The sequence below is a fragment of the methane-oxidizing endosymbiont of Gigantopelta aegis genome (assembly GCF_016097405.1).
Lineage (GTDB): Bacteria > Pseudomonadota > Gammaproteobacteria > Methylococcales > Methylomonadaceae > Methylomarinum.
In genome coordinates, this window is sequence record NZ_JAEHGD010000001.1 from 73249 (window position 1) to 94287 (window position 21039).

Annotated in this window: 27 protein-coding genes; 24 read left to right on the top strand and 3 right to left on the bottom strand. The window is 47.2% G+C overall.

The genetic code is table 11. The features are described 5' to 3' along the window. The first annotated feature begins 32 nt into the window (after window positions 1-32). The 22 genes from JEU20_RS14785 (at window position 33) to JEU20_RS00455 (ending at window position 16128) form a co-directional block, all read left to right on the top strand. Window positions 33-299, top strand: a complete 267-nt coding sequence (locus JEU20_RS14785; RefSeq protein WP_245395032.1) for a hypothetical protein — start codon at window positions 33-35, stop codon at window positions 297-299. Between the two features lie 26 nt (window positions 300-325). Continuing rightward, the gene (locus JEU20_RS14790) at window positions 326-622 is read left to right on the top strand and encodes a transposase (RefSeq protein WP_245395033.1); all 297 of its coding nucleotides are present in this window, start codon (window positions 326-328) and stop codon (window positions 620-622) included. Between the two features lie 100 nt (window positions 623-722). Then, window positions 723-1688 carry a YebC/PmpR family DNA-binding transcriptional regulator gene (locus tag JEU20_RS14795; protein WP_245395034.1) on the top strand — a complete coding sequence of 322 codons (966 nt, stop codon included), beginning with the start codon at window positions 723-725 and terminating at the stop codon, window positions 1686-1688. Between the two features lie 154 nt (window positions 1689-1842). Continuing rightward, window positions 1843-2340, top strand: coding sequence for a crossover junction endodeoxyribonuclease RuvC (ruvC, locus tag JEU20_RS00365; RefSeq protein ID WP_198242961.1), 498 nt, complete (start codon window positions 1843-1845; stop codon window positions 2338-2340). Further along, a complete protein-coding gene (gene ruvA, locus JEU20_RS00370; RefSeq protein ID WP_198242963.1) occupies window positions 2337-2951 on the top strand; it encodes a Holliday junction branch migration protein RuvA in 615 nt (204 codons plus the stop codon). Before ruvC ends, ruvA begins: the two co-directional genes overlap by 4 nt. A gap of 368 nt (window positions 2952-3319) precedes the next feature. Beyond that, the gene (locus tag JEU20_RS00375; RefSeq protein WP_198242965.1) at window positions 3320-3508 is read left to right on the top strand and encodes a DUF4160 domain-containing protein; all 189 of its coding nucleotides are present in this window, start codon (window positions 3320-3322) and stop codon (window positions 3506-3508) included. 72 nt (window positions 3509-3580) lie between these two features. Continuing rightward, the gene (locus JEU20_RS00380) at window positions 3581-3817 is read left to right on the top strand and encodes a DUF2442 domain-containing protein (RefSeq protein ID WP_198242967.1); all 237 of its coding nucleotides are present in this window, start codon (window positions 3581-3583) and stop codon (window positions 3815-3817) included. Window positions 3818-3876: 59 nt separating this feature from the next. Beyond that, the gene (ruvB, locus tag JEU20_RS00385) at window positions 3877-4911 is read left to right on the top strand and encodes a Holliday junction branch migration DNA helicase RuvB (protein WP_198245748.1); all 1035 of its coding nucleotides are present in this window, start codon (window positions 3877-3879) and stop codon (window positions 4909-4911) included. A gap of 2 nt (window positions 4912-4913) precedes the next feature. After that, entirely contained in the window at window positions 4914-5321 is a 408-nt protein-coding gene (ybgC, locus tag JEU20_RS00390; protein ID WP_198245750.1) for a tol-pal system-associated acyl-CoA thioesterase, read from the top strand. Then, window positions 5311-5988 (top strand): protein TolQ, encoded by a 678-nt coding sequence (gene tolQ, locus JEU20_RS00395; protein ID WP_198242969.1) that lies wholly within the window; start codon window positions 5311-5313, stop codon window positions 5986-5988. Before ybgC ends, tolQ begins: the two co-directional genes overlap by 11 nt. Beyond that, window positions 5985-6407: a protein TolR gene (gene tolR / locus JEU20_RS00400; protein WP_198242972.1), complete on the top strand. Its 423-nt coding sequence runs from the start codon at window positions 5985-5987 to the stop codon at window positions 6405-6407. Before tolQ ends, tolR begins: the two co-directional genes overlap by 4 nt. Before the next feature lie 2 nt (window positions 6408-6409). Further along, window positions 6410-7342, top strand: a complete 933-nt coding sequence (gene tolA, locus JEU20_RS00405; protein ID WP_198242974.1) for a cell envelope integrity protein TolA — start codon at window positions 6410-6412, stop codon at window positions 7340-7342. Between the two features lie 6 nt (window positions 7343-7348). Then, window positions 7349-8644: a Tol-Pal system beta propeller repeat protein TolB gene (tolB, locus tag JEU20_RS00410; RefSeq protein ID WP_198242976.1), complete on the top strand. Its 1296-nt coding sequence runs from the start codon at window positions 7349-7351 to the stop codon at window positions 8642-8644. Window positions 8645-8804: 160 nt separating this feature from the next. Next, window positions 8805-9377 (top strand): peptidoglycan-associated lipoprotein Pal, encoded by a 573-nt coding sequence (pal, locus tag JEU20_RS00415; RefSeq protein WP_198242978.1) that lies wholly within the window; start codon window positions 8805-8807, stop codon window positions 9375-9377. Continuing rightward, a complete protein-coding gene (gene ybgF / locus JEU20_RS00420; RefSeq protein ID WP_198242980.1) occupies window positions 9374-10150 on the top strand; it encodes a tol-pal system protein YbgF in 777 nt (258 codons plus the stop codon). Before pal ends, ybgF begins: the two co-directional genes overlap by 4 nt. Window positions 10151-10153: 3 nt before the next feature. Further along, the gene (gene queE, locus JEU20_RS00425; RefSeq protein ID WP_198242982.1) at window positions 10154-10798 is read left to right on the top strand and encodes a 7-carboxy-7-deazaguanine synthase QueE; all 645 of its coding nucleotides are present in this window, start codon (window positions 10154-10156) and stop codon (window positions 10796-10798) included. A 5-nt stretch (window positions 10799-10803) separates the two neighbouring features. Further along, complete coding sequence (queC, locus tag JEU20_RS00430) at window positions 10804-11475, top strand: 7-cyano-7-deazaguanine synthase QueC (RefSeq protein ID WP_198242984.1); 672 nt, start codon at window positions 10804-10806, stop codon at window positions 11473-11475. 130 nt (window positions 11476-11605) lie between these two features. Continuing rightward, window positions 11606-11902, top strand: coding sequence for a hypothetical protein (locus JEU20_RS00435; protein WP_198242986.1), 297 nt, complete (start codon window positions 11606-11608; stop codon window positions 11900-11902). Between the two features lie 327 nt (window positions 11903-12229). After that, a complete protein-coding gene (locus JEU20_RS00440) occupies window positions 12230-13663 on the top strand; it encodes a type II secretion system protein (RefSeq protein ID WP_198242988.1) in 1434 nt (477 codons plus the stop codon). Between the two features lie 205 nt (window positions 13664-13868). Then, complete coding sequence (locus tag JEU20_RS00445; protein WP_198242990.1) at window positions 13869-14447, top strand: DUF2939 domain-containing protein; 579 nt, start codon at window positions 13869-13871, stop codon at window positions 14445-14447. Window positions 14448-14622: 175 nt separating this feature from the next. Beyond that, the gene (locus JEU20_RS00450) at window positions 14623-15420 is read left to right on the top strand and encodes a hypothetical protein (protein WP_198242992.1); all 798 of its coding nucleotides are present in this window, start codon (window positions 14623-14625) and stop codon (window positions 15418-15420) included. 174 nt (window positions 15421-15594) lie between these two features. Then, on the top strand, window positions 15595-16128 hold the full coding sequence (locus tag JEU20_RS00455) for an REP-associated tyrosine transposase (protein WP_198242994.1): 534 nt from the start codon (window positions 15595-15597) through the stop codon (window positions 16126-16128). A gap of 79 nt (window positions 16129-16207) precedes the next feature. Here JEU20_RS00455 and JEU20_RS00460 read toward each other — a convergent pair whose 3' ends face one another. Continuing rightward, entirely contained in the window at window positions 16208-17557 is a 1350-nt protein-coding gene (locus tag JEU20_RS00460; RefSeq protein WP_198242996.1) for a vWA domain-containing protein, read from the bottom strand. 43 nt (window positions 17558-17600) lie between these two features. Next, a complete protein-coding gene (locus JEU20_RS00465) occupies window positions 17601-18506 on the bottom strand; it encodes a DUF3438 family protein (protein ID WP_198242998.1) in 906 nt (301 codons plus the stop codon). On the opposite strand from JEU20_RS00465, the gene JEU20_RS14800 reads away from it, so the two are divergent. Next, window positions 18505-18921: a helix-turn-helix domain-containing protein gene (locus JEU20_RS14800; protein WP_198245250.1), complete on the top strand. Its 417-nt coding sequence runs from the start codon at window positions 18505-18507 to the stop codon at window positions 18919-18921. The genes JEU20_RS00465 and JEU20_RS14800 overlap by 2 nt on opposite strands. 29 nt (window positions 18922-18950) lie before the next feature. Beyond that, window positions 18951-19529 (top strand): IS630 family transposase, encoded by a 579-nt coding sequence (locus JEU20_RS14805; protein ID WP_245395192.1) that lies wholly within the window; start codon window positions 18951-18953, stop codon window positions 19527-19529. Here JEU20_RS14805 and JEU20_RS00475 read toward each other — a convergent pair. Then, window positions 19516-20997, bottom strand: a complete 1482-nt coding sequence (locus JEU20_RS00475) for a type II secretion system protein GspD (protein ID WP_198243000.1) — start codon at window positions 20995-20997, stop codon at window positions 19516-19518. The two genes, JEU20_RS14805 and JEU20_RS00475, sit on opposite strands and share 14 nt — an antisense overlap. Between the last annotated feature and the right edge of the window lie 42 nt (window positions 20998-21039).

The following is a 21039-nucleotide window of genomic DNA, read 5'->3' on the forward strand; positions in this document are numbered from 1 at the left end:
TAGAGTCTTTTACCGACAAAAGTGAAAACCCTATGAAAAAGCAGCCACATCACATAGATACTCGTTTTGAACAATTTGTGCAAGAACTTCCAGAGGATTATCAACAACAAGCCTATGAATTTAAAGCCTTCACGCGTGCGCGCAAGATCCGTTCGCCCTTACAACTGTTACAGTTGGTGATGCTCTACTGTGGTCTGGATTTCTCCTTGCGGAGTTGCGCCGGCGAGGTGGCTCACTTACAGGGCTACCTGAGTGATACGGCGGTAAAAAAAGACTGGCGGCCTGCGTTCCTTGGGTAAAATCCTTACTATCGAGCGTATTTGGGTTGCAAAATGTGATTGACAAGGGGTCGTTAAGCTTCGTTGTTATTGATGGCTCGACCGTGCAGGAACCCGGTGCAACAGAAACCACGTATCGGCTGCATATCGCGATAGATTTGATTTCGCTGACATTGCGCCAGGTTGAAGTCAGTACGGACAAGATTGGCGAAAGCCTTGACCATTATGTGCTGGAATCGGGCGATATCGTGTTGATTGATCGTGGCTACAATCAACCGAAGTCGTTGGTGCCTTTATTGACCGAGGTGGCGATATTGTGCTGCGCTATAACGCACACAGCATGAATTTATACGAGCTTGACGAGCACGGCAAAATGATATAAAAATTGACTGGGAAACGAAATTACAACGTCTCGGGAAACAAGCGGGGGCTATCCCGGTTTATTTGTGTCATGATAACAAACGCATCGCCTGCACGGTACATGCGGTTCCGTTACCTGCCGAAAAAGCGGCGCAAGCACGCCGTAAAGCGAAACTCAGAGCGCAGAACAAAGGACGTACAGCCCGGGAAAAAACGCTCTATCTCAGTGAATGGGTCTTGATTTTAACGTCCGTGCCGGTCGAGTTGCTCAGTACCGAAACGGCTGCCGCGCTCTATCGGGTACGCTGGCAGGTGGAATTGGTGATCAAGCGGCTGAAAAGCCTGTTGGCGATCAATCAATTACGTGCCCGTAAAGACAGTCAATTGGCCGAATTATATTTACAAGGCAAGCTGCTTTATGCAGCGGTCACGGAAAAAATCGCGCAACGTTGTTTTACCAAGGCCTTGACGAAAATGGATGGGCCGCGTGCATTGACACCATGGCGTTTGTATAAAACGATTGCTGAGGACATTAAATCAGGATTGAACGCCTGTTTTCCGAAGCAAGAACGCTTTCAGCGTGATTATTTGAAAAGCGTTAGCGAACGCCCGAGAAAACGTTCGTTGCAGAGTCTACCTGAACCGATTTTGGGGGTGATTCAGCAATGCAGAGAACTGAGCTCGGTGGCCTATATGTTCCGTAAAGTGGGTATTATCAGTTATCCAGCAGGCGTCAATGAAGATGCTGTGATGGAAGCGGCCTTGGAAGCGGGTGCTGAAGATGTCATCACCAATGACGATGGGTCTATTGATGTATTTACCGATCCGCAAGAGTATTTAAATGTCAAAGAAGCGATGGTGGCGGCAGGCCTGGAGCCTGAGAATAGTGAAGTAACCATGCATGCGGATAACAAAACCGATTTGGATGAAGCCACCGCCGAAAAAATGATACGTTTGATTGAGCGTTTGGAAGACCTGGACGATGTGCAGGAAGTTTATTCCAACGCCGATATCAGCGACGATATCATGGAAAAAATGGCAGCTTCCTGATTTACGCTTTGTTGATTATGTATTATGGCTTGAATATCTTTTTTGTAGGATGGGTGGAGCGCCCGCGAAACCCATCGCATAAACACTTGATGTTTGTTATGACACGCCCCGGACAAAGTTCGGCTGACATAAATGACAACGGCGGAGATAGGTTTTGAGCCGAATTCTAGGGATAGATCCTGGCTCCCGTATCACCGGCTACGGTATCATCGAAGCCGGTGTAAACAGTAGTCGTTATATTGCCAGTGGCAGTATCCGTATTAAAGCAGATACTTTTCCGCAACGCCTAAAACAGGTCTTTGATGGCATCACAGAAGTCATTGCCATGTACAGTCCGGAACAAATGGCAATCGAGCAGGTGTTTATGCACAAAAATGCCGACTCTGCCCTGAAACTGGGGCAGGCCCGAGGCGCGGCTATCTGCGCCGCGCTTAATTGCGACCTGCCGGTGCATGAATACGCGGCGCGGCAAATCAAACAGGCGCTAGTAGGCAAAGGCAATGCCGATAAGGCTCAGGTGCAGCATATGGTCAAAATTCTGTTAAATATTCAAGGCACATTGCAGGTTGATGCGGGGGATGCATTGGGGGTTTGTCTGTGCCACAGCCATCATCAACAAACTCAACAACGCTTGAGTAGAGCTGGGTTATGATTGGATTTTTACGCGGAAAATTGCTGTCTAAAAATCCGCCGCAATTGCTGTTGGATGTCCATGGCGTCGGCTATGAAATCGAAGCACCGATGACCACCTTTTACGACTTGCCAATGGTGGGGGATGAAGTGGCCTTATATACTCACCTGGTGGTGCGGGACGATGCGCATATTTTGTTTGGCTTTTCGAAAGAAAGCGACCGCTTGATGTTCAGAACCCTGATTAAAGTCAATGGCGTTGGTCCCAAACTGGCCTTGACTATCTTGTCTGGCCAAAGTGCTGAAGAGTTCCGCCGCTGCATTGAAGATAATGATACGCAATCGTTGATACGTTTACCCGGTGTCGGCAAAAAAACCGCCGAACGCCTGATTGTAGAAATGCGTGATAGGCTGCCGGCATTAAGCGAGAATTCAGAGACAGGGATTAAGATAAACCCCGGTCAGTCGTCAGGAGCAAATCCGGGCAACCCAAGGCAAGAAGCCATCACCGCCTTATGTGCACTCGGCTATAAGCCTGCCGATGCCAGTAAAATGGTGCAAGGTGTTACGAGTGAGGATAAAAGCTGTGAAGATATTATTCGCCTTGCGCTGCAAGGGACGATCAAGCGTTAATTTTTTGAGAGGGCGCTGACGTTTTCGGCTGTCTGGCCCAATGGCGCAGACTTTGCCTCGGAGTCTCGTAACTGCTCACCCGGTTGTGTTTTAGCCGGAGTAGGTCATTGATTTATCAGGACACGTGAATACATCCATGTAGTTCTGCATAACATCCCTGTTATGCAAGCCTGATAAATCAACAACCTACACCTGCTTTTTAGAGGGGGTGAGTAGATACGGAGTCTCTAAAACAACTGCAAAGGGGTAGGATGGATAGATAGAGGCACCAGCCGAAACCCATCGTAACACCAACAAACCAAATAACCCTATGATTGAAAGCGATCGCTTGATCAGTAATTTTTCATATTGTAGAAATCAGCAAAAGAATGCCAGTCATTAGTCGCTTTTATGGTATTTTGATTGCCATGTATTTTCTTGATCATAACCCACCTCATATACATGCAAAATATTCAGGGTATGAGGCATTGTTTGATTTTAACGGCAATATGATTGAAGGATTCCTGCCTAAAAGAGCGGTTAAGCTGGTTCAGGAATGGGTTTTTTGTAATAGATAGGCGTTGGAAGAAAATTGGAAAAGAGCAATGGCAGGAGAGCCTTTAAAATCAATTGAACCGTTGGAGTGACTGATGTTGCATATTAAGTCTGTTAAACATATTTCAGAGTATAAATTGTGGCTTGCATTCGATGATGGCACAGCGGGCGAGGTTGATTTGGCTAATGCCTTGAATGGCCCTGTTTTCGAGCCATTAAAGGATATTGAATTATTTTCAAAAGTATCATTAGACCCGGAACTTGAAACGGTTGTCTGGCCCAATGGCGCAGATTTTGCGCCGGAGTTTTTAAAACAACTGCAAAGAGGATAGGATAGGTAGAGGCGCCAGCCGAAACCCATCGTAACGCCAATAAACCAAATAACCTTATGATTGAAAGCGACCGTTTAATCAGTGCGACGCCCCAAAACGAAGAAGACAGTGTTGATCGTGCGATTCGGCCAAAGCGTCTGAAAGACTATATAGGGCAGACTGAATTACGCCAGCAGATGGAGATTTTTATTCAAGCTGCGGTTGCCCGCTCGGAAGCGCTGGATCATGTGCTGATTTTTGGCCCGCCGGGCTTGGGTAAAACCACGTTGGCTAATATCATCGCCACCGAAATGGGCGTCAATATTCGGCAAACCTCAGGGCCTGTGCTGGATAAAGCCGGTGATCTGGCGGCCTTGTTGACCAACCTCGAAGCGCATGACGTGTTGTTTATCGACGAAATTCACCGCCTTAATCCGGCTATCGAAGAAGTGTTGTATCCGGCGATGGAAGACTACCAGATCGACATCATGATCGGTGAAGGCCCGGCCGCGCGCTCGATCAAGCTGGACTTACCACCATTTACCCTAGTTGGCGCGACCACCCGGGCTGGGCTTTTGACCTCGCCTTTGCGTGATCGCTTTGGTATCGTGCAACGGCTGGAATTTTACACGGTTGAAGAATTGACCCAAATCGTCATGCGTTCGGCGCGGTTGCTAAAAATGGAAATGGCTGAACAGGGCGCGGCTGAAATCGCCGGTCGTTCGCGCGGTACACCACGTATTGCCAACCGACTGCTGCGCCGAGTCAGAGACTTTGCCGAAGTCAAAAGTGATGGCAATGTCACACAAGACATTGCCGCCCAGGCGCTTAAAATGTTGAAAATCGACGATAATGGTTTCGATACCCTGGATCGCAAATTACTCAAATCGATGATTGAACATTTTGACGGTGGGCCGGTCGGACTTGATACACTGGCCGCTGCGATCAGCGAAGAGCGGGGCACAATAGAAGATGTGCTGGAACCATATTTATTACAACAAGGCTTTATTATGCGTACACCCCGCGGGCGTATCGTCACCCAGAAGGCCTATTTACATTTTGGCCTGAAACCGCCGGCAACTGAAGCCATGACACAATCACTTTTTGATGACTGATGATGCAACCATTTAGCTGGCCTGTCCGTGTTTATTATGAAGATACCGACGCCGGTGGCGTGGTGTTTTACGCCAACTATCTTAAATTTTTTGAACGCGCCCGAACCGAATACTTGCGCGCGGCCGGTTTTGAACAAGACCAGCTGATGACTGAAGCGGGGGTAATTTTTGTCGTCCGCTCGGTGCAGGTGGATTATTTAAAACCGGCACGTTTTAATGATTTGCTACAAGTAACAGCTAACGTGACGCTCGCCAAAAAAACCAGTTTCATGTTCAAACAACAGGTTATACGCGAAAATACAGTACTGTGTCAGGGCGATATTCGCATTGCCTGTCTTGATGTTCACAGTATGCGACCGAAAGCGATTCCACCCCTCATCCTGGAAACCCTTGCACATCATGAACAGTGAAATATCGTTTTTAGACTTAATCCTCAATGCCAGTTTTGTTGTCCAATTCGTCATGCTGTTGCTGTTGCTGGCCTCGGTCATGTCTTGGACTTATATATTCAGCAAACGCGCTGAGCTTAAACAGGCCGAACGTATCGCCGAAGATTTCGAAGAAAAATTCTGGTCAGGTGTCGAACTCAGTACATTGGTCAAAGATTTAAAAGCTCGGGAAGAGGATGTGGACGGCATCGAAAATATTTTTTTGGCCGGCTACAAAGCATTTGCCCGTATGGCCAAGCAGGAGGGTATCAGCCCCGAAGTCAAAATCGAAAGTGCCCAGCGTGCCATGAAAATAGAATTAGCCAGAGAACTGGATAAACTCGATGAAAGCCTGCCGTTTCTGGCGACAGTCGGTTCGACCAGTCCCTATATCGGCTTGTTTGGTACGGTTTGGGGGATTATGAATGCATTTAGCGCGTTAGGTGAAATGAAACAGGCCACTTTGGCCAATGTCGCGCCCGGTATTTCCGAAGCTCTGATTGCAACCGCTATGGGATTGTTTGCGGCGATTCCGGCGGTAATTGCCTATAACCGTTTTTCCACCCAACTCGATAGGCTGGCCGGACGCTATGAATTGTTTATGGATGAGTTTCTGGTTGTCTTGCAACGGCAGGTGCATCAGTCATGAGCCGACGACAATCTCGCCGTAAACCGATGTCGGAAATCAATGTTGTCCCTTACATTGATGTCACCTTTGTCCTCCTGGTTATTTTCATGATTACAGCGCCCTTGGTGCAGACCGGCGTGGAAGTTGATTTGCCGCAGGCCGAAACCAAAACCGTCGAGACTAAAAACATCCCACCGTTAATTATCACCGTTGATAAACAAGGTCAGTATTTTATCGATGTGGGTGAGAATACAAACCAACCGGTAGCGGCACAACAACTTCTGATTCGGGTCGCAGCCGTGTTACGCTATCAACCCCAAACACAGGTTTATATTCGCGGCGACAGACAAGTCGATTATGGCAAGGTTGTCAGTGTGATGGCGGCCTTGAAAAATGCCGGCGTTAAAACTGTGGGACTGATGACACAACCGGTTTCGTAACCATGGGAAAACATGCCTACTATTTCGCCTGGTCGATTGCCTTGCATCTGGCGTTACTGCTGCTGTTTTTTCTGGGTGCATCGACTCGCAATCCAAACCGGGTACAAAAACCGGAACCTGAAATTATTGAAGCCTCGGTGCTCGATGAAGATAAAATCGAACAGGAAGTTGCCAAGTTAAAACAGCAGGCGCAGGCCAAACAAAAACGCTTACAAGCCGAAAAAGAGAACGCCCAGAAACTGTTGCAACAGGCACGTCGGCAGCGTGAGCTGGAAGAACAAAAAATTCGTAAACTGGCACAGCAGCGAAAACAAGAAGCCGAACAACTGGCGCAAAAACGTGCTCAATTAAAACGCCAGCAGGAACAAGAAGCGGCGCGTCTGGCGGCGCTTGAAAAGCAACGGGCCGAAGCTGAAAAAAAACTGGCGCAGCAACGTAAAGCCGAACAGCAAGCACGCCTGAAACGCGAACAGGCCGAGAAAAAACGCAAAGCTGAAGAGCAAGCGCGCAAAAAGGCTGAACAAGCCCGAAAAGCTGAACTGGCCCGTAAAAAGGCCGAACAAGCTCGAAAGGCTGAGCAGGCACGCAAGGCTGCGGAATTGGCTAGGCAGAAAGCGGCTGAAGAAGCCAAGCTACAAGCCCAAGCGGCTCGGAACATGACGATACGAGCATCGCGGGCGATTCAGCAAAAAGTCAACAACAGCTGGATTCGGCCGATGACTTCGCGCAAGGGGTTGCGCTGTACGGTGCGTGTCACCTTATTGCCCAGCGGCGATGTCATGGATGTGCGTGTTGTGAAAAGCAGTGGTGATACGGTTTTTGACCGCTCGGCGGAAAATGCAGTTAGAAAGGCATCACCATTGCCCGTGCCGAAAGATCGCAGCGTCTTTAACAAGAACTTTAGAACCTTTACCTTTGTTTTTAATCCGGAATAAGCTGACATGATAAAACGTAAACTCTTGTTGTTACTGCTAATAATAGGGCTGTTAGCTGGATTCGGTCCAGTGCGGGCGGAAGGATTAACCATTGAAATCACCAAAGGCACCGAAGCTGCGATGCCAATCGCCATTGTGCCGTTTGGTCATGCGCCGGGCCGAGTGCCAAGGGTTGATATCGCTGCGGTGATTCAGGATGACTTAAGTGCCAGCGGTTATTTTAAACCCTTGCCTCGGGCTGATATGCTGACCCGGCCGACCGACCCCACCCGCATTCGGTTTCGTAACTGGCAGGCCTTAGGCCAGGATTATTTATTGATTGGTCAGCTTACACCGACTGCAGGGCTGTATGAGATTCGCTTTCAATTGTTTGATGTGTATAAAAGCGAACAAATCATGGGCTACAAATTAACCACGCGGGGCGATAAATTACGGCAGGCTGCGCATAAAATAAGCGACCTGGTGTTTGAAAAACTGACCGGCAAACCGGGCGTTTTTAATACTCATATCGCCTATGTTACCAGCCGCCGGATTGCCGGTAACAAACGTCGCTACCGTTTGATGGTAGCTGATGCCGATGGTCATAATGCCCATGAAATCGCCGCATCCTCGCAACCTATCATGTCACCAGCCTGGTCACCCGATGGCAAGCGCATCGCCTATGTTTCGTTTGAAGGGCGACGATCGGCGATTTATGTGCAAACATTGGCGACAGGCAAACGGCAAAGGGTGGCGCATTGGCGCGGAATCAACGGCGCGCCGGCTTTTTCGCCGGATGGCAAGCAACTGGCTTTAACCTTATCTAAAGACGGCAGCCCCGACATTTATATTTTGGATTTGACCACACGCCGGTTGCGAAAAATCACCCACAGCTATGCGATCGATACCGAAGCGACCTGGTCGCCGGATGGCCGCTATTTGGTATTCACTTCCGACCGGGGCGGCAAGCCGCAGCTGTATAAAATTTCGGCACAAGGTGGCCGGGCAAAACGCTTGACCTTTCGTGGCGATTATAATGCGCGTGCCCAGTTTTCTCCTGATGGCCGCAAACTGCTGATGGTGCATGGCAATCGAGGCGATTATCGAATTGCCGTGATGGAGCTAGCCAATGGCGCCATCAATGTTTTGAGCGGCGGCCGGCAGGATGAATCACCCAGCTTTGCGCCCAATGGCTCCATCGTGTTATACGCCACACGCAAAGGCAATAAATCCTATTTAGCCACGGTATCGGCCGATGGCAGTATGCACCGAAGATTGGCATTCAGCGGCGGTGATGTCAGAGAACCGGCCTGGGGGCTTTAATCGATTTTAACCCAGTCTTACCATTGTCGTGTCACAGTTAATTTTATGTTATTGATTGGATACTGGGTTAAAAGAAATAATTAACACAAAATGTAGGGTGGCGAGGCAATAGTCAAAACCCATTATCTGAGCGAATAAAACCTGAATGGAGATATAAATCATGCACCTTAAACAATACAAGCTGTTCGGCATCGTGCTCTTAACCCTGACGCTTGCAGCCTGCAGCTCAACCGAAGAAAAGGCCGCTAGCATTATCGACCAAAGCCAGAATGCCGGCGCAGTCGTTCCCGCAGATGGCGCGACGACAAAAGGTTACAGTGATGAAGCCGATATTGCCGGCACCGAATTGAGCGCCGAAGAATTAGGCGCAGAATTTAGCGACCCACAAAGCCTACTGTCCAAGCGTACTATTTATTTTCAATACGATAGCAGCCAGGTGCAGCAGGATTTTATTCCCGTAATTGCCGCCCATGCCGCTTATTTATTACAACATCCAAATTACAAGCTGGTGCTGGAAGGGCACGCCGACGAACGTGGTTCGCCCGAATATAATATTGCACTTGGCGAACAACGTGCTAAAGCTGTCAGCCGTTTGATGGAAGCACAGGGGGTGCCTCCTGCACAGATTACTATCGTCAGCTATGGCGAAGAAAAACCCGCCGTTGATGGGCATGATGAAGCTGCCTGGCAATTAAACAGACGTGTCGAACTGGTTTATGAAGGTGTCAAATGAATAAAAAACTGTTGCTGCTGTTATCACTTATCAGCAATGTGAATGCCGATGTCCGGCCGCTGCCGCCTGTTGTTGACAATTCAATGGTCTCTAATGGCGCACAATATACCCATGCAGCGCCGGCTAATGGCGTTGTGTTTGAATTATTGGGTCGGATTGAACAACTTCAACGTGAAGTGCAGGAACTGCGTGGCATGGTGGAAGAGCAAGGCTATCAGCTCAGTGAATTGAAAAAACGCCAAAACAATATATACACCGACCTGGATCAACGCCTTCAAGCCCTGGCAAATGGACAACCGCTGCCACAAAACACAATTCAGCACGCAGGCACCGAGGCAGTGCAATCGCAACAGGCAGAAACCCAGGCAGAAACCTCGGCACCCGCGCAAATATCCGATAAGGATGACTATCAAAAAGCCTACGAATTATTACGTAATGGTCATAATAGCCAGGCCATCAAGGCCTTTAAGGCATTTATTCAGCAATTTCCAGCCAGTGAATACGCCGACAATGCTCAATACTGGCTGGGTGAAGCCTATAAAGTCAACCAACAGCCAGAACTGGCTAAAGCGGCTTTTCAAAAAGTCATCGAACAATACCCGGATAGCTCAAAAGTGCCCGATGCTTTGCTTAAACTTGGCTATATCGCGATTGAACAAAACAACCTGGCTAAAGCCCGCGACTATTTAACCCGAGTCAAAGTTGATTATCCGGGTACGGCGGCCGCGCACTTGGCTGAAAAACGACTATTGCGATTGGACAGACGCCTGTAAGTGATGGAAAAAAGCATACGCATAAGCGAAATTTTTTATTCGCTGCAAGGCGAGTCCGACAGCGTGGGCTGGCCTACTGTCTTTATTCGCCTGACAGGTTGTCCCTTGCGCTGTGTCTGGTGTGATACCGAATACGCCTTTCACGGGGGCGAGCGGCAAACTATCGAGCACATCACAGAACGGCTCAAACAATGGCAAACCCGATTTGTAACCGTAACCGGTGGCGAACCCTTAGCCCAGCCTGCCTGCCTGGATTTGTTATCGACGCTAGCCGACCAGGGCTATCAGGTGTCGCTGGAAACCAGTGGTGCGATGGATATTTCAAAGGTTGACTCGCGCGTGATTAAAGTGATGGATATCAAGCCACCCGCTTCCGGTGAAATGGCACGTAATCGCTACGATAATATTGATTATCTGACTGCTAAAGACCAGGTCAAATTCGTCATTGCCGATGATAAGGACTACGTCTGGAGCAAACAGATCGTTGAACGCTACAATCTGGCTGAACGTTGCCAAGTCTTATTCTCCCCCGTGATGGGGAAAATGTCACCCGCTAGACTAGCGGATAACATTCTTAAGCATCAGTTGCCGGTTCGATTTCAACTACAACTTCATAAAACACTTTGGGCCGATGCCCGGGGTAAATAAACACTATGTCAAAAAAAGCTGTCATCCTGCTGTCTGGCGGGCTGGATTCTATTACCGTTTTAGCCCATGCCAAACAACAAGGTTACCACTGTTACGCCCTCAGTTTTGAATATGGCCAGCGCCATAATGCAGAACTCGAGGCGGCCAGAAATATTGCCAAACATTACCAGGTCATCGAACATAAAATCATCCGCATCGATCTCGGCTCCATTGGTGGCTCGGCCCTGACCGACGATCATATCGCTGTGCCACAGACACCCCAGCAAGGCATCCCCGTTACCTATGTGCCCGCGCGCAACACCATCTTTCTCTCTTTCGCACTAGGCTGGGCCGAAGTGTTGCAGGCCCACGATATTTTTATCGGTGTCAATGCTGTCGATTACTCAGGCTACCCCGATTGTCGGCCTGAATTTATCAAAGCTTTTCAGGACTTGGCTAACCTGGCCACCAAAGCTACGGTAGAAGGCCAGCAAATTACCATACACACACCGCTGATAAACCTAAGCAAAGCTGACATTATCAAACAAGGATTGGCTTTAGGCGTTGATTATCGTCATACCGTTTCCTGCTATTCCGCCGACCCGCAAGGCCGCGCCTGTGGTCAATGCGACGCCTGCCGCCTGCGAGCTGCGGGCTTTAAAAACTTAGGGCTAGAAGACCCCACCCGTTATCAATAGCTCGCGCGATCTAACGTGCTTGCGTAGAACGCCTAAATCCCGGTTGCCAAGAGTGTAAAAATGTTTAATACTGAACAATGCATCCGGGCGATGCAAGATAAAAAATACACTCAACGGAGGACACCTGTTCATGAAAAAAACTATCGCTTTAGGGCTGAGCCTTTTCGGCCTAACTCTGGTAACCCCATCGGCAATGGCAAACAGCGACTACCCGGCATCTGACTATCAGCCTAAAGTCGTCTATATCGATAAAGAAGCGACGCAAGCCAGTAGCGGTGGTTCAAGCTTCGACCCCGATTACCCGGCGGCAAATTTTCAGCCTAAAGTCGTCTACCTCGACAAAACTGCTGCCAGAAAACCCCCTGTTATCAAATTTGACCCTAACTACCCCGCCGCATATTTTCAGCCCAAAGTGATTTACCCTTAAATCATTCAGTACAGTAATCGAAATCACCCTAAAAAGGCAGGCAAAAGTCTGCCTTTTTATACGCTTCATCATAACGCCGACGACGCTCGCTAACCGAAGCGGCCTGTCTTGCTACCAACCTCTTCCGTGCAAAACTATATCTGATGGCATAAAAAATGCTGTCAGATATAAAACATAAAAACGCAAAATAACAGCCAATGCGCTGAATACTACACATTACCCCGTTATAGACTGCACATAAACAGTGTTTGATAAAGGTAAAGTGTGTGATATGCCGCACAAAAAATGCGTTAAATAACATAGTTTAATTAAATACAGGTTGAAACAGTGAAACAGCAGGGTTTTTCCTTAATCGAACTGGTCACCGTGTTATTGATTATCACGGTTCTCAGCACCATCGCCATCCGTTCCACCGTCGATATTGGCTACAACGCCCGTTACGAGCAAACCAAAGATCGCCTGAACAGCATCAAACAAGCCATCATCGGCAATCCCAATCGCTACCTGAACGGCCAGCCGGATATTCATGGCTTTGTCGCCGATATGGGGCGGTTGCCGGATAATGTTAGGGAGTTAATTCAACGTTATAATTGCTCAAATCCAGTAGGAGCTGGTCCGAATAATTGCATAACGCCAGGAACACCTGCATGGTTTGATACTACAAATGTTTCAGTAAGTAACAATTTAAAACATGGTTGGAATGGCCCTTATTTAACCGTATCGGATAATCCGGCCAACCCGGATGCTTATACCGATGGCTGGGGACGGGAAGCTCAAGGATATTGCAGTGATCCGACCATTACGGACCAAACTGCTTGTACCGGAGCAAATACATGGACTGTGGCTGCAAATGATTTTAATTATGGATGGGGCTATGTAATTGACAATCCGAATACAGGTGATTTAACCATTAAGAGTTATGGACGGGACCAAACAGCGGGAGGGAGTGGAGATTTTGAAGGAGATTATCCTTCAAGCCAGCCGGTCATCAATCAAAGTGACTGGGTAGTGAGTATCAGTGGCGGAGTAACGATAGGATTTATAAAACCCTATACACCTGTTCAGCGAGCATCTCAGCCAACCTCTTTATGCACAGACCCTACCAATATAACAGAATCAACCTGTTTAACTCCTGAATCCTGGTATGGCGGGTGTAGTAAAGCCGGTTATATCAATAAAGATAGCTGTATAGCTGCCGGAGGAAATTGGAAATCATGTTCTGATGGGGTCAGTACGAACAAAACAACCTGCGAAGCGGCGTCAGGACATTGGTATGGAGAAGGCTATGGATGCAGTAATCAGCAAGCGAATGATAAGGTCAGTTGTTTGGCACTTTCCGCTATTTGGAGAAGTTGTACCGACAATGGAACGATAACCGATCAGGCAACCTGTTTGTTGAATAATCAAATATGGTATGGCGATTCGAACTATACGGTGGATTTACCGCCTCAGCCAGGTTCATACAATTCGAGAAATATTTGTATGAAGGTTTTTTTCCGGAAAAATGATGGAACAGTGGGGGCTGCAGAGAGCAGTGCGGTTTCAATCGTCGAGAATGGTGGTTTTCAGACAATTACGCTTAATACTTTTAAAGATAGTACAAATACTGTTGTTACCGATATTCCCATAGGTATAAATTCCATAGGGATCTACACACATGATGGCACAAACTGTACAACGAACATTTATCCAGCAGATAGAGCTGGCCCCATCCCGGTATTATTCGCTCCACACCGCCAGTTAGCGGTGATTCAATGGTAATGGTTGATCTCGTTCCCACGCTTCGCCGCACAAGGATGTGCAAGTGCAGCTTGAAACAGGATGTCGGTTGCTGCCGCGTGGGAATGCATATCACGGACGCTCCATCGTCCCGTGACGTACAACGTCATAAAAGGCATTCCCACGTATAACGTGGGAACGAGGTGAACGCTTTCTCTGACAGAATTTTTAATAAAAGGTAAAAACAATGCAAATCAAAGGAATCTATGTTTTTTTACTATTAGGCTTTATTCAACTGGCGGCTTTGTTTGTTGCTTCGCCTTATATGACCGCACAAAAAATTGCAGAGATCATTCACACTGAAGATGAAGCCGCCTGGGCTAAGGAAATTGATCAGGATTATTTCAAAAAATACACACGAGCATTACTCGATGGCATGCTTCGGATCAAAATGTCGGCTGATATACAACGTGGCCATACGCGCGAAGCACTGCAAGACTATACCTTTGCTAGCAAAACGCTGGAAAAGCATGTTAATAAATTGGTTTCAAACCAAGGGATACCGCGTTTTTTATGCGGTGAAGTTTTAGAAGATGTCGCTAAAAACGACCAAACAGGTGGTTGCTGGCAAGCTAAGGGTAGCGTTAAATGGTTAGGCTTGAACCGGGCAGCGATTGAATATATCAACCCTAAACGCAATTGGCATAGCCGTTTACTGTTACAGCGCACAGGTCTTTTATCCTGGCGGGTAGTGGATGTCGAATTGCCTTTGGATCAAATACTGCAAACCTTTGTGAATACTTTGAAGGCGGCTGAAAAAATGTAGTGATGTAGGGATAGCTACGACTGTATGGATGCAGAGCAAAGAGCAACGAAAAAGCTGTTGCCGAAAGCGAAGCGAAACCCATCAAAACGAGTGGCAAGGTGCTTAAATTGATGGGGGATATTAGACCATGACCGGTGGTGTGCTTTTATGTGTTTGAGATCAAGAGAATGAAAAAATGATAAACAAGTTTTTTGAAAAAGGGATGACGCTCCTCGAATTGACAATTGTGTTGCTCGTCTTGGTGGCATTGGCGGGCTTGACGATACCGTATGTTTCCGGCACCGGCCAAATGGCGCGTTGTCAGGCGACCGATGCGACCATGCGGGCGATTAAAGAAGCGATTATGGGTGGCGCCAGCGGGCCGGGGTTTTATGGGGATTTGTTGGGGTATTATCCCAAAAAGACCAAGGGAACGGCTGCTGATTATGATTTGCATTATTTATTTACCAGATATGATGTTGGTGCTAGTGCTTCAGATTGGTCAAAATATAATCCCAAAACAGCAGTCGGCTGGCGGGGGCCTTATTTAGATCAAGGACGAAGTTTGAAGGCGGATGTATTGAATAAATTAAATTCAACCTTTGATGATACTAACTATGTGCATATTGGCTTAAAATTATATGATGGTGCTGATGCTGATACTACAAAAACAGTTCAGGAAGCTGAGAAATTAGTGCATATCATGGATGCCTGGAATAGACCGATAATCCTTCAAATTCCCTATGACACTTATACATCAACTTATACACTTGAGTATGCCCGCCTAGTTTCAGCCGGACCTGGTTCTGGAATGAAGCCGGGGGATGCTAAGATTGATACACATATACAATATAACAGTAATCAAACGAATTCTTGTCCTGATACCAATATATCAAAAACATTTGATGCCTGTGACCGAAAAGACGACAGGGTTCTTTATTTAAAACATCCCGACCCATACGCAGCAGGCAACACCCCCTGTGATCAGTTATAAGTTTTGCTCGCTCCAGCATCATGTGACGTGCAACGTCACTATAGGCATTCCCACGCCGGAGCGTGGGAACGAGAGGGGCGGATTCTCGTTCCCACGTTATACGTGGGAATGCATACCGGGACGCTCCAGCGTCCCGTAACGCGGGCGGGAGAATATCAAAAGTGAGGAAATGTTATGGGCCGAAGCCGTTACCAGATAACCGAAGCGGACAGACCCCATTTTTTGACGAACACGATCATCAACTGGATTCCGGTTTTTACCCGGCCGGCTACGGTTCAAATTATTCTGGATTCATTGGCGTATCTGCAAAAAAATGAGGGCGTAAAAATCTACGGATACGTAATTCTGGAGAATCATTTACATTGGATTGCTCAGTCGCCTAATTTGGCAAAAGACGTGGCCCGATTTAAGGCATTTACCGCCCGGCAATTGGTGTATTGTCTGGCTGAGGCAAAGCAGGACAAAATCTTGCAACAATTCTGTTTTTATAAGAAAAAGCATAAGTCGGATCGGCAACATCAGGTCTGGGAAGAAGGCTCACATCCCCAATTACTGCAAACTGAAGAAATGCTGAGGCAGAAGCTGGATTATATCCATCAGAACCCGGTCAAGCGGGGGTATGTGGATAAAATTGAGCATTGGCGTTATTCCAGTGCGCGGAATTACCTGGGCATGCCGGGGTTGATCGATGTTTATCGAGATTGGTGATGTTTGGGAGTTGTGACGTATAACGTCACGAAATGCATTCCCACGTACAACGCGGGAACGAGAAAACGAGAAAAATGAATTATGATTCATTGATTGGGCTGAAGTTTTGATTCAATAAAATATCGGCCAGTCCAGGATGCAGCCAGCGGGTCAGTTTTTTCGTAAGCAGGGTGGGCGGGTGTGTTTTTTGTGGCAATTTGTTGAGGAATGGGGCTGGCGATAACTTGATTGATAAATGCTTCAAGCGTTCGGCTATTTGTTTGTCTTGTAGATAACTCCGATACAGTTTTTTCAGACGTTGTTGCTGTTGTTTGTTGGCGTGCTGAAATTTTTCCATGGCGTACAGTGGCGCGAATATATCCGCTGCATTTTCGTTGTCAGCCGTAACGGGCAGGTTTTGTTCAAGCTGTTGTCGGAGTCGGTGCCGCTGTTCGGGGGATGACTGTTTGACCTGTTCTATGATCTGTTGGACTTCAGTCTGGGGAAGTGCGTTTTTAGTGTTATTGTCCAGCGCGGCGATGTGTTGCACCAGATTATCGGGATCAATAGTCGGTGTTGATTGCTGAAGTTGAGTTAGAGACGCTTCTAGTTGGGTGTTGCTGAGCCCGTTTAGGTTTATTTCGTCCATGTCGGGTATTTTGGCCGTTGGTTTTATTTGAGCGGCTGCTTTAAGTAATTGATCGGCGGAGAGTTTTGATAATACATTGGGGTTTAAGCCTTGTTTCAGGATGGTTGATGGCTCTGAGGCAACGGGTTTTGCGGTGACGGGTTCGGTTTGAACCGGTGGCGGTATTTCAACACGGGTCTCTGATTCGGGTCTGATCCCGGATTGATACAGCGCAAAGCCGGTAATCGCTAAAATAGCCGTCAAGGTAAACAGTATCAGGCCGGTGTAAAAGTAAGCTTGACGCTGGCTTAACTGGTGTTTTTGCAACGCCTGTTCAATGGCTATGCTGGAGGGTGGGGGATCTGATGCAACAGCACTGGCTTTGGCGGCGTGTGTCGGCTTGTGCGGCGATTGTTTGGTTTGTTTGTGCACACGCCAGTATTTTTCAAACAAGCTCATTTTGGCATTGCAGTTTTCGCAGCGTTGACGTGTTAGTTTTTCGGGCTTTTTCTGTGTGTGTTGGCAAAAAGGGCAGGTGATGGTTTGCTCAGGCAAGGGTTCTAGTTCAAAATCGAGGTCATGATTGATGGCGGGTCGATAACGACTAAGAAGCCCTATTTGCAGCAGTTTTTTCTGGAATTCTTGTGCCTGATCTAAGCTGACGTTTTTGGCAAAACAGTATTCTCCAGGCTGTTGCTGGGCTTTTTTGTAGAGATGATAGCGTCCTGCGTAATGAGCCAGGAAGGCCGCTTCAATGTGTTCTGTCTGGTGTTTTTTTTCAGGCAAAATGCCTGCGATAAAAACGTCGTAATGTGTATCCATGCGTAAACAGAAAAGACCAGGAGTCAATCGTCATCAAAACATCTTATTCTGAATTTTCCTTGAGTTGATTGACGATATCCCGATAAGAACTGTCTGAGATTACATACAAATAGGTGGAATCGCCCATTGCACCTAAGCTCTTTAAGCGTGGGTTTTCAATGGTCGAGGCCAGCCAGTGGCCTTTAAGATGCTTATAATCGACAGTCAATGGTGAATCTGACAAGTTGTAAACCGCGATGGCGGTAACATACACATCACCTTTACGCCAGCTAGCGACCGGAATGGTTTTAAGACGGGGGTCATTAAGCAAGTCAACAGATGGAATACTCTTTAACGAGACGGGTTTTATTACCGGATGCGTTTCACGCTTATCCGGTGATTGGCGGATAGTACGGGCGGCGTATTCAACCAGATCGCGATAGTTTTGTTGTGACGGGTTGAACGACATATTGTTTTGCAGCGAACTTGTCTCAGCGCTACCTTTTCCATTGATACTATCGAATTTGTCCTGCAAGTCATATTCTTTGTACGGTTTTTCCAGGCGGTAGCCATTTTGAGTTCGACTAGGGTTGGAATAGATACCCATTTCCTCAATATCATGAGCCACCGGATGCAAACTGTGATCACGAATATAGTGCTGGCTGAATTTGGCGGTTGCAGTGGGGTTAGTGGTGATGTAAGGACGAATGATAACGACCAGTTCGGTGCGTTTTCTTAGTTTGGCCGTTTCACGGAAGAAAAAACCCAGCCCTGGAATATCGCCCAAAACCGGCACTTTGTTTTCCACATCGCTGGATTTATCTTCAATCAAGCCGCCGACGGCAATGGCTGAACCATGGCGGGCGATGATGGTGCCACTGAAGGTTTTGGTTTGTACTATACTCTTCGCAAATGAGAATTTAGCATAAAAAGATGACGTAATGGAGTGAAATATATAAAATAAGGCCATGTCGAATTACACCCTTCCAGAGACTGAATTAGCCGATTTGCGCGAAGCCCATGGTGAGCTTCGAGAAAAACGTGATGCAGACCGAGTTAAAGCCATCATTCTTTTAGGTTCAGGCTGGTCAGCAACAAACGTTGCCGAAGCACTTCTCATTGACCGCAATACAATCCGTACCTACTATCGAAAATATAAGAAAGGTGGTCTTGCTAAACTCCTACAAACTCAGCATGTTGGAAGTGCCAGTTTCTTATCGGTTTCAGAAGCGACCGAGTTGGATGAATATCTGCAGAAAAATCTTCACTTAACCGCTAAATCGGTTGCAGCTTACATTAAAGAGCGTTGGCAGGTTCGCTATAGTGAACGCGGTGTGACAGCCTTGCTGCATCGCTTGGGTTATGTCTATAAAAGCCCAAGCTGATACCCGGCAAAGCTAATGCAAAAGCCCAACTGGAGTTCCTTGAGAAATATCAACAACTAAAGGAAGACAAGCAGCCCGAAGACTTGATATTGTTCATGGATGGTGTTCATCCACAACATAATCCTGTAATGGCTTGTGGTTGGATTAAGCGTGGTGTGGAATTCACGATTCAGAGTAATACCGGGCGTCAACGTCTCAATGTCAACGGTGCAGTCAATATCGATTCTCTGGATACTGTCTGCCGCTTCTATGACACCATCAATGGCGAGGCAACGATTGATCTTTGTAAGGCGATTGAAGAACGTTACCCGAAGGCTGGGACTATTTACATCATTTGCGATAATGCACGCTACTACCGATCAAAGGCTGTCAGACAATTTCTTGAAATGTCGCGAATTGAATTAGTGTTTTTACCGCCGTATGCGCCGAATCTTAATTTGATTGAACGGTACTGGCGATATTTCAAGAAAGAAATCTTATATGACCAGTATTATGAAACATTCAAAGAATTCAAAATAGCCTGCGAGACATTCTTTTCTGAGCCAGAAAAGCATGTCGACAATTTGCGCTCACTTTTAACTGAGAATTTTCAAATTATCGGTGCATGATGGTTTGCTCTATTTTCATGTGCGGAGAGTATACATCGATATTGGCATCGATCAATGCGCCTGCAACCTGAACCGGAATGGTGGCTTTGGTTGGACTGAGTGTCGATTGCTCGATCAAAATTCTGAGACTGACGGTATTATCCTGATTGATATTCGGGGTTAACAATAATGTTGTGCCAAGATTGCGGACTTCGGTTTGAGGGACAATGATGGTCTGGTTGATAATATTGGAATTACCAGTATTGGTTGTCACGGCGGCTGATTCTTGATAGCCGTTGACAATAGGGCGCTCATCGCCAATAAACACCCGGCTGACCTCCTGATTGGCGGTCAATAAAATAGGGGTGGCTACTTCAGTCACGCGGCCTTCTTTTTCCAGCAATTGCAGCCGTGCTTCAAAGCGTTTGCTGACATAAGTGGCGAGCAAGGCTGGGTTAAAAGCGGAAGCTGCCGCTGTTAGGGTGTTATTTAATGCAGCCGTCGCATTTTGACCTTCTGTTAAAGCGGCATGGCCATTATTTTTAAGTTTGAAGTCGAATAATGAGTTATAACCGTCTGACAAATCAATCTGCAACAGTTTGACTTCCATCAGAACGGTTGATAACTCGGTGTCTACCTGTTTATAAAGCTGGTCGATTTCGCCCAGAACCTTGCGGTCGCGTGTGCGAATCAACACCCGGTTCTGCCGTTTGATACGAGTCACATAAATCGGTGACAAGCGCTCGATCAGACGGCTCATCGATTGTGCACTGCCTTGAAAACGGCCAGAAAACAATCCTTCCACTTCAGATTTCGGCAGCATTTTCTGGCTATCGACAACATCATTGGTGTCAATGGTTTGAGTATTACTGTTATTGCCTCCTGTTCGCCGTGTATTTAAGCCCGATCGATTGCTCCGACTGCCTCGTTGATTACTGTTTCTACCACCAATGCCACTAGAACCACCAATGCCACCAGCACCACCGGCCGTAACACCAAAATTCGAAGAACTGCCATTCCCTAAGTTCATGGTATTTTTCGCAATTAGGTTATAGCGTTGCAAACGGTCGGATAAGTCACTGATGATTTCAGTTTCATCAGCACCAGGGCTTAGTCTTACTCGGTCGAAGCCATATAAATCCTGAATAATATAAGCAAAATCCAGCGCATTACGCTCATGTTTGAAGGTATAAATTTTGGTTTGCTCGTTTTTGTAATCAACCTTGCCGAGGCGAAATTCATCCACCGTATAAACCCGCACCACCCCGGAGCGCGGGTCTTTTTGGTACCACAAGTTATAGGTTTTCGCCATCGCCTCCAGCACATCCATCGGCTTGATATTTTTTAGATACAAGGTCATTTTGACTTTGGCTGCTGCCTTGGACGCCACCACATTCATACCGGACTGGTCGGACAAAATGCGCAGCGCATCGCTGACGCTGATGTCGCGAAATTCCAGTTGTGCGATTTTTTTGGGCGCAGCGAACATAGATGACGAAAAAAGAGGAAGTGCAAAAAATAAAGAAACAAA